Source organism: Corynebacterium sp. L4757 (genome assembly GCF_043673995.1).
GTDB lineage: Bacteria > Actinomycetota > Actinomycetes > Mycobacteriales > Mycobacteriaceae > Corynebacterium.
The window spans coordinates 103,614-117,813 of record NZ_JBIMEN010000001.1 but is presented as its reverse complement, the minus strand read 5'-3'; the positions used below and the strand labels follow the sequence as shown (position 1 = coordinate 117,813).

Here is a 14,200-nt window from a genome sequence, read left to right as displayed (position 1 = left end):
CTATTGATCCCGCCTATTTTCTACAATGTAGTCTAACAACCCAGCTAAGCGCTCATCTTCTGAAATGAAAGGATCCGCGAACTCTTCAACCGTCGGTTCCGGCTTATTGACCTTGAGTCGGGTCCAATCCACTGTGAAATCAACCTGATGCTTGCGTGCCTGTACGAGGAACTCACCACGCATCTTCGCGCGGGTGGTTTGCGGTGGAAGGTCGATGGATTTCGCAATGTCTTCATCGCTGGTCCAGCGCGCAATCATGCCCTTGCGCATGAGAACGTCATAGAGACCACGTCCTGGCCGAATATCGTGATAAGTCAGATCGACCTGAGCCAGCTTTGGGTGTGACCAATCGCAGTTCAGTCGATCCCGGTACTTCTGGAGCAGTTCATGTTTGATGACCCAGTCAATCTCAGTATTAACCTTCGAGAAATCCTGAGTGCGGATCGCTTCCAGTGCACGCTTCCACAGGTCTACTACCTTGGCGAGCTCAGCTGTGGGAGTGCCCTGATCAGGACGAACTTCGAGCCAAGCTTCAGCGCGTTTGAGCAATGCTTCCTGGATTTCCAAAGCTGTCATTGGCGAAGCATCAACGAGCTTAATTTCTGTTTGACCAGTGATATCACCCGCGATTTCACGTATATGAGCAATCGGATCCTCGACCTCTAAGTTCGGGAGTTCGAACTCAGCTTCAATCATTTCCAGCATGAGCTGTGTCGAGCCAATCTTGAGTGCGAAGGTTGGCTCAGCCATGTTGGAATCGCCCACGATGACGTGCATGCGGCGAAAGCGAGAAGAGTCGCCGTGGGGTTCATCGCGAGTGTTAATGATGGGACGTGAACGCGTCGTCGCTGAAGACACGCCCTCCCAGACCTGGTCTGCGCGTTGTGAGAGCAAGAAGCGTGCTGGCTTATTTGCCTTCTCCTTCTCCGGGGAAATCATGCCCGCGCCGCAGATTAGCTGACGGGTAATCATGAATGGCATCAGTGTTCTGGAAATTTCCCGCAGAACCATGTGCCGCGAGATCAGATAGTTCTCATGGCAACCATAAGAATTGCCCTGTGAATCCACGTTATTTTTAAACAAGATCAAAGACTTCGCGAGACCGGCATCCTGCAGTGACTTTTCTGCCTTCTTCGCCATCTCATTAACAATGGCATCACCCGCGCGCTCATAATTGAGCAGCTGGGTAAGGCTATCGCACTCCCCTGTCGCAATCTCAGGATGCGAACCCACATCGAGATATAGACGGGAGGCATTCTCGGTGAAAATATTGGTCGCTTGGTGCTTATCCACGACTTCACGGAAAAGCTCGCGCGCGACCTCATCTGGGGTCAGTCGCCGCTGCTGCGGCTCAGAGATAGCGGTGATGCCATATTCCGTCTCAATGCCCATAATTCGCCGGGCGTACACCGGTGACTTCGGTCTTTGAAAATTCATGAGGGCTTACTGGCCGCCCTTTTGAACATAAGACTTCACGAACTCTTCAGCATTGGATTCCAGCAGACCATCAATCTCATCCAGCAGGTCATCAGTGCCGGTGGTGTTGATCTGCACCTGGCCAGCAGCCTGGACATCATCCTCATTATTGTTGTTTCCGCCGCCCGAGCTAGAAACCTGTGATTGATTAGTAGACATGGTCACTCCTTAAAATTTCTTCTACCTACGTACTCTAATTGGTTTGGTAGTCCGATTGATCTCTATACCTTGCTTGCTTAATCTCTCAAGAAGTGCAGTTACGTTTGTAGAAGTCTTAATCACATCACCGACGTCGCTTTGTGAGAATCCATCTACATCATCGAAGCGGATGTGTGCTAAATGCGCGGTGGTATCTGCACCTTCGGTGGTCACCTTCTCCGTTAAAGAGATCAACTGCCAATTGGAGGCCAGGACATCCTCGCCGAATTTCTCGGACACTCGGCCACGGAAATAAGCGCGAGAGTCAGCTGGTGGAGTTGTCGCTGCTTTTTCAATTTCTTCTTGGCTAACGAGTGTTCGCATCTGCCCTTTACGCACTAACGCGTGATAAAGGGATTTCGCTGGGTCAATATCAGTGTATTGCAGGTCAATAAGGGCAAGCTTCGGATTATCCAGTGGCACGCCACGGTCAATAAAGCCCTTGATCAAGCGATACTTGGCCACCCAATCGAGAAGGTGTGCGGCAGAAAGTGGATCATCGGCAAGCAATGCAACTACCTCATCCCACGCCTGGAGCACCTTTTCATCTGTCTCAGAGGTTCCCTGAATCCGCGAGCGGTATTCGGCAAGTAATTCCAGTGCAGTCAGCTCACGACCATCAACGAGCTGCGCCTTATGTTGCAAAGTCAGGTCACGGCTGATCTTTTTAATCTCTGAAACTGGATCTGACAGCTTCAAATCGGAGAAATCCACGCCCGCTTCGATGGCATCCAAAACCATGGAAGTCATGCCCAACTTGAGCAGATTGGATGTCTGCGACATATTCGCATCACCGACGATGACATGCAGGCGGCCCCACTTTTCCGCATCAGCATGCGGCTCGTCACGAGTGTTGATAATGCCGCGGTTGAGAGTAGTTTCTAGCGTAATTTCTTGCTCCATGTAATCGGCACGCTGGGAGATCTGGAAACCAGGCTCCGAGCCATCCTGCCCGAGCCCGATACGGCCTGCTCCGGTAACGACAATACGTGCGACGAAGAAGGGAATCAGCGCCTGAGCCAGAGTGTCAAAATCAGTGGAGCGCGCATACTGATAATTCTCGTGCGAGCCATAGGAGGCGCCCTTGCCATCCACGTTATTTTTATAGAACTTCAGCGGCGGGCAGGGCTCATTATTTGCCAGCACCGACTTGCCCTGTGCAGTAAGGCCAGCGACCGCGGCAGCGGAATCAAGCAGGACTTTATCGCCAGAGGCGTCATATAGCATGGCGTCCCAGGCATTGGAGCATTCCGGCGAAGAGAACTCTGGGTGGGCGTGGTCGACGTAAAAGCGTGCGCCGGCAGCTGTGACAACATTGGCCACACCAATCGCGTTCGGATCCACAACGGGTGCAGTGCTATAGCGTTTCAGGTCAAACCCACGCATATCGCGCAGTGGATGTTCCTCGGTGAAGTCCCAACGCGACCGCGCCTTGGTGTGCATCGCTGCATATGCCACCACCGCATGTGTTGAGGTAATGATTGGCGACAATTCTGGCCACTCAGGAGTGGAAATGCCGTACTCAGTTTCAGTACCTAAGAAACGTGCCATGAGGGGCTCCTAAATCCAAGAAACTCAACGCGATCAACGTGCTTGCCTTGACCGATCGTACCGCCGGAACCACCATCAATGGTCTTAATCCACTCTTCCGCCGTGGTAGAAGTAGGCAGATGCTCACTCTCGGCCTGCTCAGCGGCAATCGCCATCGCCAGGTGGGAACGGCTAATGCCCCGAGGGCCGTCGGGATTCTGAAGTGAATCCTTGATGGCAAGCTTCTTGGCGCGCGCCATGATATTGGCGATCATTGCACCGGACACGAAGTCGCGGTAGTACGAAGTGCGCTCTGTGCCGTCCTCAAAGTGGAGGCGAACAAATGGGCGCTCACCGAAGAGCTCATCTGTGGCAAATTGAATGAGCTCCGGGCGATCTCCCTGGTGTGGGACATCTGCTGAGAAGTGGTTCTCGAAGATCTCCTTCGCGCCTTGCCAGTTGGGGCGACTGACACGAACTTTAATGTCCAAGCGGCCTGGGCGCATGATTGCTGGGTCAATGAGCTCATCACGGTTGGTAGCGCCAATGATGATGACGTTGTCCAGCTTTTCTACGCCATCGAGCTCCGTCAACAACTGCGGCACGACTGTGGTTTCCATATCGGATGAGACACCAGAGCCACGGGTACGGAAAATGGATTCCATCTCATCGAAGAAGATAATGACCGGGCGATTAGGTGAATATGCAGCCAATTCGCGTGCGCGTTCAAAAATCAGGCGAATACGGCGCTCGGTTTCACCTACGTACTTATTGAGCAGCTCTGGACCCTTGACATTAAGGAAATAAGAAGTGCTTTCCTCCCCCATTTGTTGCGCCAAGGAATTGGCTACCGCCTTTGCAATCAGGGTCTTGCCACAGCCCGGAGGGCCATAAAGCAGCACGCCCTTGGGTGGGCTCAGGGCGTAGTCCCGGTAGAGCTCTGGGTGCAGGAATGGCAGCTCGACTGAGTCACGGATCTGAGAAATCTGCGCGTCAAGACCGCCGATGTCCTCGAAGGTAACATCTGGGACTTCTTCTAGCTGGAGCTGGGAAACTTCAGTCTTGTGGACGTGTTCCAAAATGATTCCAGCACGTGGATCCACCAGGACTGAGTCCCCTGAGCGCACCGTCTCCCGCAACCGGTCAGCAATGATGGCGATGAATTCTTCATTATTGCCGCCCAGAACTACGGCGCGGTCTTCACCGATTCTTTCCGTGATGGTGCCGAGTTGGCCTTCGCGGGCGTAGTCCCCGGCCTCGACTACAACCAGGCCATCGCCCAAGCGGACCATTTGCCCGACTTTTAGAGTGCCCGGCTCAACCTGCGGGGAAATCTTTAAGCGCATTTGCCGGTTATTGGTATAAACCTCAGCATCTCGCCGTGAATCATGTGGCCTTCCGGAATAACCCAGAAAGATGCCATAGGTGGACGCTGGTTCCGCCAATTCATTGACATCAGCTGCCATCTGCTGCAGTTTATTGCGGGAATCCTGCAGCAGCGAGGCAAGGCTGCTATTGCGCTCAGAGAGTTTGCGCACCTGGACGCGAAGCTCACTTAAATTATGCGCGTCCAAGTTCTTGCCTTGTGCATCAGTGGATTGTGACATATATCCACCTTAGCGCTTAAAGTAACCACTACGTTCGAAAGGTGCCCAATTTAATTTAGGCAAGGCTAATTCTCGCATTTGCGCTGCGCAGACGGTGTGACTTAAGGAACACTTGACCTGGGGTGGGTTAATTTAGGGGTGGTTAACGCCTTGATGCTAACGCCTAGCCTTGCGCTTGACTACTGGCGGGGTGACGCCGTCCGCGAGGCGGCGGGTGTGGATGAGGAATGCCGTGTGGGCATTCATGCGGTGCTCCGGACGGGTGGCAAGGCCTTCGACCTTCCAGTCGCGAATGAGGGATTCCCAGGCACGTGGCTCGGTGAAGCACTTGAGCTCACGCAGCCCTTCCATGACTTTCATCAGCTGAGGCACGGTGGCCACATAAGTCATGAATACACCACCAGGGATGAGCAAGTCGCGAACTGTTTCCAGGTGCTCCCACGGCTCGAGCATGTCTAAGATGATGCGGTCGACTGGGCCACCGAGATCTTCTTTGGTGACATCGCCTAAGTCACCGAGGCGTGGGCTCCACCATTCGGGCTTGGTGCCGTAGTACTCAGCGACGTTATTCTCGGCGTACTCGAGGTGGTCTTCGCGGATCTCATAAGAGAAGACGTGGCCTTCGGGGCCGACCGCGCGGAGCAGCGCCATAGATAGCGCGCCAGAACCAGCACCGGCTTCCAAGACGCGGGCGCCCATGAAGATATCGCCCTCAACCAGGATCTGTGCCGCATCCTTTGGATAGATGACCGCAGCGCCACGCGGCATGGACAGTACGTGGTCCACCATCAGGTGGCGGAAGAGCAGAAAGTCAGAGCCCAAGGTCGAAGTTACTACCGAACCTTCATCCATACCGACGATCTGGGAGTGCTCAATGATGCCGCGGTGCGAGTGGAACTTTACGCCCTCCTCAAGAACCAAGGTGTAGTGGCGACGCTTGGCATCGGTAAGCTGCACGCGGTCACCGTACTGAAACGGACCTGAGTAAGGCATGTAAATTGCTCCTATTGAGAACTATCGGGTTCGAAGAATGATTATCTCTGAACTGTTTTAACCAACCAAGTATGCCTTAAGTGCCTCGATCATCCACAGTTGGTCCTGCACGCCGACCATCTCACGCGCAGAGTGCATGGACAAAAGGGGTACACCAACATCCACCGTGTCAATGCCCAAACGGGTCGCGGTAATGGGGCCAATAGTGCTTCCGCACGGCACGGCGTTATTGCCCACGAAACGCTGAACCGGAACGCCGGCACGTTCACACGCGGATTCCCACAACTGGATGGAAATAGCATCCGAGGAATAGCGCTGGTTAGCATTAATCTTTGTCACCGGTCCCCGACCAATGAGTGGATGATGGCTGGGGTCGTGCTTGCCCGCATAATTCGGGTGAACGCTGTGTGCAGCATCAACAGAAATGCAGGAAGACTTCGCGTACATCTGCCGCTTGCCTTCCTCATCCTTGCCCAGAGCACTAGCGGTACGAGTGAGAACGTCCTCCAGCAGTGGTCCAGCCGCGCCATAGCGGGACGACGAACCTACTTCCTCATGATCGAATGCGGCCATGACCAAGACATCTTCACCGTCATAGTCGTCGATTGCCAGTTGCATCGCCTTCAATGAGGCCCACACTGAGGTGAGGTTGTCCATGCGACCGGCAGCTAAGAATTGATGGCCCGCGCCAAAGAGCTGGCCACGCTGCGCATCAACGGTAATTAGATTGAATGAAGAGATTTTTTCTTCCGCAACGCCGAGGTGCTCCGCTAGGACTTGAGCGAAAGAAACGTCATCGGAATCAAGCGACAAGATTGGCTGAACGTGAATTTGACGATCTGGCTCAAACTTAGCTTCGCGGCTGAGGTGGATGGCCAAATTCGGAATGCGGACCAGCGCTCCAGTGTCCACCAAGTGACGGGTGCCGTCTTTGAGAACTACCTGTCCAGCGAGCTTGAGCTCACGGTCGAACCAACTGTGGATGATGGGTCCGCCATATACTTCCACCGCAAGTTGGGACCAACCGGCGTTGCGGAAATCCGGGTTGGGTTTGACCATAAACCCTGGTGAATCAGTATGGGATCCGATGATCTTAAAGCCACCGCTGACCTTTTCTGGCACATACCAGGCAACCACTGCCCCGCCACGGACCATGACATGCCCGCCAGGAGTGGTGGGCCATGCTTGGGTTTCATCAACCCGGTTGAAATCAGCAGCCGCTAGCTCATCAGCTACTACTTTCGCTGCGTGATAGGAGCTGGGTGAGCTTTCCATGAATTCAATGAAGTTTTCGATTCCATTTTCCATACCCTCCACTGTGCCACTTCTTGGTCAGCGATAAGCTTGTAACACCATGAATTCTCCCCAAAGTACTATCCGTCGACCTATAGCACTGTCCCCATCGCGCGCTAGCGACTACAACCAATGCCCTCTGTTGTATCGTCTACGCGCCATTGACCGCTTGCCGGAGCCCAAGACCATTGCGCAGGTCAAAGGCACCCTGGTGCATGCGGCACTCGAGAAGATGCATGAACTTCCTCGCGAAGAACGCACATATCCCCGAGCGGTGAAATTTCTCAAACCTGAGTGGGAAGACATGTGCGCCAAGGATGACGAGTTGAAAGAACTCGTCCCTGAAGATCAGACCATTGACTTCCTCGTGGATGCCCGCGAATTAGTCAAGGGCTATTTTCAGATGGAAAATCCTCAGGGCTTTGATGCCAAGGCTGTGGAAATGTACGTGGACACCGTCTTGCCCAATAATGTCCCGGTGCGCGGGTTTATTGACCGAGTGGATGAAGCCCCGACCGGTGAAGTCCGCGTGGTGGACTATAAGACTGGTAAGAAACCCAAGCCGCAGTATTCTCATGACGCGCAATTCCAAATGCGCTTTTACGCGTTGGTCTATTGGCGCCTGCACGGTGTTATCCCCGCGCAACTGCGCTTGATGTACCTCAAGGTTTTTGACTCAATGTTCCTGATGCCCACGCGTGAAGAACTGGAATATTTCGAGCGCGATCTGGGAGTACTGTGGTCCAAGATCGAGGGCGACGGAAAGCAAGGAATTTTCAAGCCGAAGAAGACTAAGCTCTGCGGCTGGTGCTCTTTCCAATCCTTGTGCCCTGAATTCGGCGGCACCCCACCAGAATATCCTGGCTGGCCTGGCTCCACGGCTGATAACCCACAGCCGATTAGCCCCGAGCAGACCAGCCTCGGTGCCACCAAATAGCGCGGCGCCGAGGCTGATCAGCAGGATTGGGCCCAGACTATTCAGCTGGGTTAGAACAGCCCGGAGATGAAGCCTTCGCCATCGACGTCAATGTTATTGGCGGATGGGACCTTCGGGAGCCCCGGCATGGTCATGACATCGCCGGTGAGCACCACGATGAACCCGGCACCTGTACGTGGAACAATCTCACGCACGTGCAGTGTGTGGTCAACTGGTGCACCCAAGGCCGTTGGGTCATCAGAGAATGAGTACTGAGTCTTGGAGATAACCACCGGGAGCTTGTCCCAACCATTTTCCTTCAGAACCTGCAGTTCTTTGAGCGCCTTCTTGGAGTACTCAACGCCCTTTGCGCGATAGATCTCCTGCGCAATGGTCTCAATGGAGGCTTCCACACCATCAGCAGGATCATACAGCTGCTGCGACGTGCCATCGATGTTTTCCAGCAGTGTCTGAGCCAGTTCTTCTGCGCCCTGGCCGCCCTGGGCAAAGACATTGGCTTCTTCAAATGCCACGCCGAAGGACTCCGCCCATTCGCGCATGAACTCACGCTCATAATCGCTATCCGTTGGGAATAAGTTCAGCGCCACAATCGGCTTGATGCCGAACTTGCGGATATTTTCTACGTGGCGCTCAAGGTTTACTACACCCCTCTTGAGAGCGCCGAGGTCCTCGTTTTTAAGATCCTCGCGCTTTGCTCCACCGTTGTACTTCTGCGAACGGATGGTGACCACGATGACGGCGCCATCAACATTCATGCCGCCAAAACGGGCCTTGATGTCCATGAACTTCTCGCCGCCAAGGTCAGAACCAAAACCTGCCTCAGTCAGAACAATGTCACCCAGATTCAGGGCCATTTTGGTGGCCAACAAGCTATTGCAGCCATGGGCGATATTGGCGAATGGCCCGGTGTGTACGAAGGCTGGTACGCCACCTAATGTTTGAACCAAGTTGGGGTTCAGCGCATCACGCATCAATGCAGTCAGTGCACCGCTGGCTTGCAGATCATCAGCGGTGACTGGCTTCTTATCAAAGGTGTAACCAATCGTGATGGCACCCAAGCGACGCTTAAGCCCCTCAAGGGACGTGGAGAGGCCCAAGATAGCCATAATTTCTGATGCCGCGGTGATGGTAAATCCAGTTTCCGCAACACGACCATTAGCGGTACTACCCAGACCAGTAACAATATTGCGCAGCACGCGGTCATTGACGTCCACACAGCGCTGCCACGTGATTGACTGTGGGTCAATGTTGAGTTCGTTGCCCTGGTGAATGTGGTTATCAATGATTGCCGCCAACGTGTTGGTGGCTGCAGAAATGGCGTGGAAGTCGCCCGTGAAGTGCAGGTTAATATCTTCCATGGGCACAATCTGGGAATAGCCACCACCAGCCGCTCCGCCCTTGATGCCCATGACTGGACCTTGGGAAGGTTCACGAATGGCCACGATGGAACGCCTGCCCAATCGATCCAAAGCATCAGTAAGGCCAATCAGCGTGGTGGACTTGCCCTCACCCGCAGGAGTTGGTGAGACACCCGTGACCAGAACTAGCTTGCCCTTTTCTTTTCGCTTCGGGAACTTAGTGATATCCACTTTGGCCTTATTCGTGCCATAAGGAATCAACGCCTCTTCCGGGATGCCAGCCTTCTGGGCAATCTCCCTAATGGGCTTTAGTTCATGCGCCTGCGCAATTTCAACGTCACTGAGCTGTTTAGTCATAGTGCCCATCGTACTAAGTCACGCACATCGCGGTCCCTCCATCATCGTGAGATAGATCCAAAAAGGGTGCCAATCCCACGCACAAAACGGGATTAGCACCACTTCAGTGAGCAAGCACGGTTGCGGTGGCTGCAGCTTAACTAAGCAGCGCCACCGCGATTAAGCACCGCGTTCGAAGGCCAGAAAAATTTACTCGTCGATGTAGAGCTGACCGCGGAACTCTGGGTGCATGAGGTTTTGAACAGAAAGCACCTTGTCCAAGGTCTCTTCATCCATCAGCCCCTTATCCAGGACCAAGTCGCGAACACCACGGCCAGTCTGCAGGGATTCCTTCGCAATGAGGTCGCCATTGTGGTGGCCAATGAATGGGTTGAGGTAGGTAACAATACCGATGGAGTTAACCACGTATTCGCGGCAGACATCGGCATTCGCGGTGATGCCCTCGACGCACTTTTCACGCAGGGTATCAACAGCGTTGCCCATGATGCGGATGGACTGGAAGAGTGCTTCACCAATGACTGGCTCCATGACGTTGAGCTGCAGCTGACCAGCTTCTGCTGCCATGGTGACGGTTTGGTCATTGCCAAAGACCTTAAAGCACACCTGGTTGACAACCTCAGGGATAACTGGGTTGACCTTACCCGGCATGATCGAGGAACCAGCCTGACGTGGAGGCAAGTTGATCTCACCCAGACCAGCACGTGGGCCAGACGCCAGAAGGCGCAAGTCATTACAGATCTTGGACAGCTTCATCGCAGTGCGCTTGATGGTGGAATGCAGCAGCACGTAGGCGCCACAGTCAGAGGTTGCCTCAATCAAATCACGCGCGGTCTTGATTTCTAGGTCGGTGACCTCAGAAAGCGCGGCTACTACCTGGTGGCGGTAGCCAGCCGGGGTATTCACACCGGTACCAATTGCGGTCGCGCCGAGGTTGACCTCCAGCAGCATGTTCTGCGCCATGCGCATGACTGCTTGCTCTTCCTGCAGGTTATGAGCAAAAGCCTTGAACTCATCACCCAAAGTCATTGGCACAGCGTCTTGCAGCTGAGTACGGCCCATCTTCAAGATGTCCTGGAATTCACTTGCCTTCGCGGACAGAGCGTCCTGCAGCTCATCGATCCGCTCAATGAGCTTATTGATAGAGAAGTACAGGCCCAGACGGAAACCAGTTGGGTATGCGTCATTAGTGGACTGGGACATGTTGACGTCATCATTCGGGTTGATGATGTCGTAGCTGCCCTTTTCTTCGCCCAAGTACTCCAACGCGAGGTTGGCAATAACCTCATTGGTGTTCATGTTGGTAGAGGTACCAGCGCCGCCCTGGAATACATCCAGTGGGAACTGATCCATGCAGCGACCTTCATCCAGGATCTGGTCACAAGCCCAAACAATGGCTTCTGCCTTCTTTTTCGGCAGAGTGTGCAGGCGACGGTTGGCCATAGCCGAAGCCTTCTTCACCATCACCATGCCGCGGATGAATTCCGGGATGGAGTTAACGGTGACGTATGCGATCTGGAAGTTATCCAGCGCACGCATGGTGTGCACACCGTAGTAGGCATCAGCTGGGACTTCGAGCTTACCCAGTAGATCCTCTTCGGTTCGAGTCTTGATGTTGCTGGTCTCCACAGCCTTCTTTGCAGCGACTGCTGGGCCTTTCAGCCCAGAAGAATCAGGCTTTGACTGTGCAGTTGCCTGTTCCATGGTCTCCTTGGTGTCAGCAGCTTTGGTGGTTGCTGCTTCGGCGGACTTGTCCTGGTTGGACTCATCCTTCTTGGAGGTTTTGGCCATATTCGGTTCGCTCCTTGTGCGGATACGTGCCCAGGGCATAAGAAATCACGGTGAGAAAATCACCGTGATTAAGTTATTACGCCATAGACGAAACTGAAGTGTTCGCCTTAATCGTAACCACGTCCACAATGCGAACGAATAAAAACCCGCTTTATACCCCTAAATGCGGGCAATTCGAAGCTCGGAAGCCAAGATGGCTTCAGCACCGAGCTTTGAAAGACCATCCATGAGCTGGTTCGCCTGCTTCTTCGGAACCATCGCGCGGACCGCAACCCAATTCTCGCGGTTGAGAGGTGACACGGTCGGACCAGTCAGGCCAGGAGTAATACTGGATGCTGCATCAAGGTTGTCCTTGTGGATGTTGTAGTCAATCATCAGGTAGTTATACGCATTCAAGATGCCCTGGATGCGTGATAGAACAACCTGCTCTTCTTCGGTAATGCCTTCATCCACGCGCTTAATTACCACTGCTTCAGAGGTAATGAGAGGATCGCCGAAAGGCTCCAGGCCCTGCTGACGCAAGGTATTGCCGGTAGAGACGACGTCAGCGATGACATCAGCAACGCCGAGCTTGATGGAAATTTCCACCGCACCATCAAGGCGGATGACTTCTGCCTCCATGCCGCGTTCAGCGAGGTAATCGCGGACAACATTGGGGTACGATGTCGCAATACGCTTGCCGTCGAGGTCTTCAACCTTCCAGTTCTCGCCCTTGGGTGCCGCGTAGCGGAAGGTAGAGGAACCGAAGCCCAAAGGCAGGACTTCTTGAACCTTGACGCGTGAGTCCGCCGCCAAGTCGCGGCCCGTAATGCCTAGGTCCAACAGGCCCTTGGCCACGTAAATTGCGATATCTTTCGGGCGCAGGAAGAAAAATTCCACGCCATTGGCTTCATCAACCACGTTGAGGGCTTTGCTCATGCCGCGGCCCTTGTAGCCAGCTTCCCTAAGGATCTTAACGGCAGCTTCTGACAGTGAGCCCTTATTTGGAACAGCAATCTTAATCATGAGGATTCATCCTTTGATGCAGGTCGCGCACTTCCCCGTAACTTCACATACTTTCAGTACGGGGTAAGGACGGCAGGGTAAATTTACAGGTACTTGTAGATGTCTTCAGGCTTGAGACCACGATGGACCATCATCACCTGGGTCCAATAAATGAGCTGGGACATCTCTTCTGCCAATTCCTCATCGGACTGGTATTCCGACGCAATCCAAACTTCACCGGCTTCTTCAATGATTTTCTTGCCGATGAAATGGGCGCCCTTGTCTAATGCTTCGACCGTGCCAGAGCCCTCAGGTCGGTTCTGGGATTTTTCTACCAGTTCATTAAACAAAGATTCAAAGTTTTTCACAGTTACCTATTGTTCCATAGATAGGTGTTTTCGCATGACATTGGCTACGCTTTTACCCACTAATTCGGGGACACCAGGGTCTCAAACCAGCCATATACATCTTGTGCGGTGGCACCATCGAGGTGCTTGTTGCCGCTAAGCTTGCCGATGCTCACAGCGCCGTCCGGAATGACCACGTCTTCATGCGCAGGCAATCCAATGACGTGGCAGCCTGCTTCGAGCGCAGCAGACATACCAGTGGTTGAGTCTTCAAAGACCAAGCTATCTTCCGGCGCAACACCGGCACGGCGTGCCGCTTCGAGGTACATATCCGGGGCGGGCTTGCCCTGCGCTACTTCATCACCACAGATGGTGTCGGTGAAGAAATGGCGGCCCACGGTATCAATCGCAGAGTCAGCCACGTGGCGCACGGTATTGGTGGTCACAAACATGTCCATGCCATCGGCTTTCAGCTGCGTCAGCAGCTTCTGAATACCCGGGAAGACTTCGAGACGCTCGGCGAAGAGCTCCCGCGTCTTGTTGAAGGTCAATGCCTGGTATTTCGGGTAGTCCTCTTCGGTCAATTGGACCCCGGCAGCGTCCGCGCAGATCCGCAAGGTGTTTTCAAAAGTCGATCCGACGGTTAATTCACGCTGCTCAGGAGTAAGCCGCTTGCCCAGAATTTCGGAGAGGAAATAGGTTGCTTCCTCCCACAATGGCTCGGAATCAGTGAGTGTGCCGTCCATGTCCCAGAAAATGGCAAGAGGTTTCTTCATGAATGTGATGCTTTAACTTTTCGTGTCGTTGTTGAGTATTTGAATGGTGTACTTATTCAGCAGCCAAAGACGCTAAAACCCTCGTACGCCCAGGAGGCTGCACGAGGAGCTTGAAGGTGTGCGGAGTTCCTCCGCTGCCGGTACGCCAGAATCTAAAAGGCTAATCCAGTTCAGGAAGTTCGTTGAGGGCTTCATCATCGGCACCGGTATCAGCGGCAGCCTGAGAGATGAGCTCATTGAGCTCCTGCTTTTCCTCCGGTTCAATGACTGCATCTGCGTTTTTGCGGTTGAATGCTTCAAGCTCATCAATGAATGGACTGATAGATGCCTTGAGCTGAGCTCCGGTTGGGTCATCCGGGATGGCATCGAAGGTAGTGAAGAGACGCTCAACGATGTCGCGAAGTGCTGGCAGGACCTTCGGGTCAAAAGGCTGATCCCAGAACTCCTTCTCATCCTCATTGAGGTAGTCACCCGTAGCGAATGACTCCAGGTTGCTCATGAATTCATCAATTTGTGGCTGATAGGTAGCGCGAATGCTCATGATGGATATTGTCCC

The 14,200-nt window shown here is 53.7% G+C and carries 13 protein-coding genes; 1 reads left to right on the top strand and 12 read right to left on the bottom strand.

Features of this window, described 5'->3' with window-relative positions; translation table 11 throughout:
- The 6 genes from pafA to ACG98I_RS00510 all read right to left on the bottom strand — a co-directional run bounded on the left by pafA (nucleotide 1) and on the right by ACG98I_RS00510 (nucleotide 7,112).
- A complete protein-coding gene (gene pafA / locus ACG98I_RS00535; RefSeq protein ID WP_394717584.1) occupies nucleotides 1-1,437 on the bottom strand; it encodes a Pup--protein ligase in 1,437 nt (478 codons plus the stop codon).
- A 6-nt stretch (nucleotides 1,438-1,443) separates the two neighbouring features.
- Entirely contained in the window at nucleotides 1,444-1,635 is a 192-nt protein-coding gene (locus ACG98I_RS00530; RefSeq protein ID WP_394717583.1) for a ubiquitin-like protein Pup, read from the bottom strand.
- Nucleotides 1,636-1,656: 21 nt separating this feature from the next.
- Nucleotides 1,657-3,225 (bottom strand): depupylase/deamidase Dop, encoded by a 1,569-nt coding sequence (dop, locus tag ACG98I_RS00525; protein WP_394717581.1) that lies wholly within the window; start codon nucleotides 3,223-3,225, stop codon nucleotides 1,657-1,659.
- Nucleotides 3,210-4,811 (bottom strand): proteasome ATPase, encoded by a 1,602-nt coding sequence (arc, locus tag ACG98I_RS00520; protein ID WP_394717580.1) that lies wholly within the window; start codon nucleotides 4,809-4,811, stop codon nucleotides 3,210-3,212. The genes dop and arc overlap by 16 nt, the downstream gene beginning before the upstream one ends.
- A 156-nt stretch (nucleotides 4,812-4,967) precedes the next feature.
- The gene (locus tag ACG98I_RS00515; protein WP_394717579.1) at nucleotides 4,968-5,804 is read right to left on the bottom strand and encodes a tRNA (adenine-N1)-methyltransferase; all 837 of its coding nucleotides are present in this window, start codon (nucleotides 5,802-5,804) and stop codon (nucleotides 4,968-4,970) included.
- 57 nt (nucleotides 5,805-5,861) lie between these two features.
- Complete coding sequence (locus ACG98I_RS00510) at nucleotides 5,862-7,112, bottom strand: M18 family aminopeptidase (RefSeq protein ID WP_394717578.1); 1,251 nt, start codon at nucleotides 7,110-7,112, stop codon at nucleotides 5,862-5,864.
- 46 nt (nucleotides 7,113-7,158) lie between these two features.
- On the opposite strand from ACG98I_RS00510, the gene ACG98I_RS00505 reads away from it, so the two are divergent.
- On the top strand, nucleotides 7,159-8,034 hold the full coding sequence (locus ACG98I_RS00505; RefSeq protein WP_394717577.1) for a RecB family exonuclease: 876 nt from the start codon (nucleotides 7,159-7,161) through the stop codon (nucleotides 8,032-8,034).
- Nucleotides 8,035-8,084: 50 nt separating this feature from the next.
- Here the strand turns inward: ACG98I_RS00505 and ACG98I_RS00500 are convergent, their stop codons facing one another.
- The 6 genes from ACG98I_RS00500 to ACG98I_RS00475 all read right to left on the bottom strand — a co-directional run bounded on the left by ACG98I_RS00500 (nucleotide 8,085) and on the right by ACG98I_RS00475 (nucleotide 14,185).
- Nucleotides 8,085-9,749, bottom strand: a complete 1,665-nt coding sequence (locus ACG98I_RS00500; protein ID WP_394717576.1) for a formate--tetrahydrofolate ligase — start codon at nucleotides 9,747-9,749, stop codon at nucleotides 8,085-8,087.
- 189 nt (nucleotides 9,750-9,938) lie between these two features.
- Entirely contained in the window at nucleotides 9,939-11,537 is a 1,599-nt protein-coding gene (gene aspA / locus ACG98I_RS00495) for an aspartate ammonia-lyase (protein ID WP_394717575.1), read from the bottom strand.
- A gap of 159 nt (nucleotides 11,538-11,696) precedes the next feature.
- Entirely contained in the window at nucleotides 11,697-12,542 is an 846-nt protein-coding gene (hisG, locus tag ACG98I_RS00490; protein WP_394717574.1) for an ATP phosphoribosyltransferase, read from the bottom strand.
- Between the two features lie 83 nt (nucleotides 12,543-12,625).
- A complete protein-coding gene (locus ACG98I_RS00485; protein ID WP_394717573.1) occupies nucleotides 12,626-12,889 on the bottom strand; it encodes a phosphoribosyl-ATP diphosphatase in 264 nt (87 codons plus the stop codon).
- 59 nt (nucleotides 12,890-12,948) lie between these two features.
- Nucleotides 12,949-13,644 carry an HAD family hydrolase gene (locus ACG98I_RS00480; RefSeq protein WP_394717572.1) on the bottom strand — a complete coding sequence of 232 codons (696 nt, stop codon included), beginning with the start codon at nucleotides 13,642-13,644 and terminating at the stop codon, nucleotides 12,949-12,951.
- A 160-nt stretch (nucleotides 13,645-13,804) separates the two neighbouring features.
- The gene (locus tag ACG98I_RS00475) at nucleotides 13,805-14,185 is read right to left on the bottom strand and encodes a hypothetical protein (RefSeq protein ID WP_394717571.1); all 381 of its coding nucleotides are present in this window, start codon (nucleotides 14,183-14,185) and stop codon (nucleotides 13,805-13,807) included.
- Nucleotides 14,186-14,200: the final 15 nt, after the last annotated feature.

What these genes read in the sequence shown, in the direction of transcription:
- pafA (WP_394717584.1), bottom strand. Translation starts at nt 1,437, where the DNA reads ATGAATTTTCAAAGACCGAAGTCACCGGTGTACGCCCGGCGAATTATG.
- ACG98I_RS00530 (WP_394717583.1), bottom strand. Translation starts at nt 1,635, where the DNA reads ATGTCTACTAATCAATCACAGGTTTCTAGCTCGGGCGGCGGAAACAAC.
- dop (WP_394717581.1), bottom strand. Translation starts at nt 3,225, where the DNA reads ATGGCACGTTTCTTAGGTACTGAAACTGAGTACGGCATTTCCACTCCT.
- arc (WP_394717580.1), bottom strand. Translation starts at nt 4,811, where the DNA reads ATGTCACAATCCACTGATGCACAAGGCAAGAACTTGGACGCGCATAAT.
- ACG98I_RS00515 (WP_394717579.1), bottom strand. Translation starts at nt 5,804, where the DNA reads ATGCCTTACTCAGGTCCGTTTCAGTACGGTGACCGCGTGCAGCTTACC.
- ACG98I_RS00510 (WP_394717578.1), bottom strand. Translation starts at nt 7,112, where the DNA reads ATGGAAAATGGAATCGAAAACTTCATTGAATTCATGGAAAGCTCACCC.
- ACG98I_RS00505 (WP_394717577.1), top strand. Translation starts at nt 7,159, where the DNA reads ATGAATTCTCCCCAAAGTACTATCCGTCGACCTATAGCACTGTCCCCA.
- ACG98I_RS00500 (WP_394717576.1), bottom strand. Translation starts at nt 9,749, where the DNA reads ATGACTAAACAGCTCAGTGACGTTGAAATTGCGCAGGCGCATGAACTA.
- aspA (WP_394717575.1), bottom strand. Translation starts at nt 11,537, where the DNA reads ATGGCCAAAACCTCCAAGAAGGATGAGTCCAACCAGGACAAGTCCGCC.
- hisG (WP_394717574.1), bottom strand. Translation starts at nt 12,542, where the DNA reads ATGATTAAGATTGCTGTTCCAAATAAGGGCTCACTGTCAGAAGCTGCC.
- ACG98I_RS00480 (WP_394717572.1), bottom strand. Translation starts at nt 13,644, where the DNA reads ATGAAGAAACCTCTTGCCATTTTCTGGGACATGGACGGCACACTCACT.
- ACG98I_RS00475 (WP_394717571.1), bottom strand. Translation starts at nt 14,185, where the DNA reads ATGAGCATTCGCGCTACCTATCAGCCACAAATTGATGAATTCATGAGC.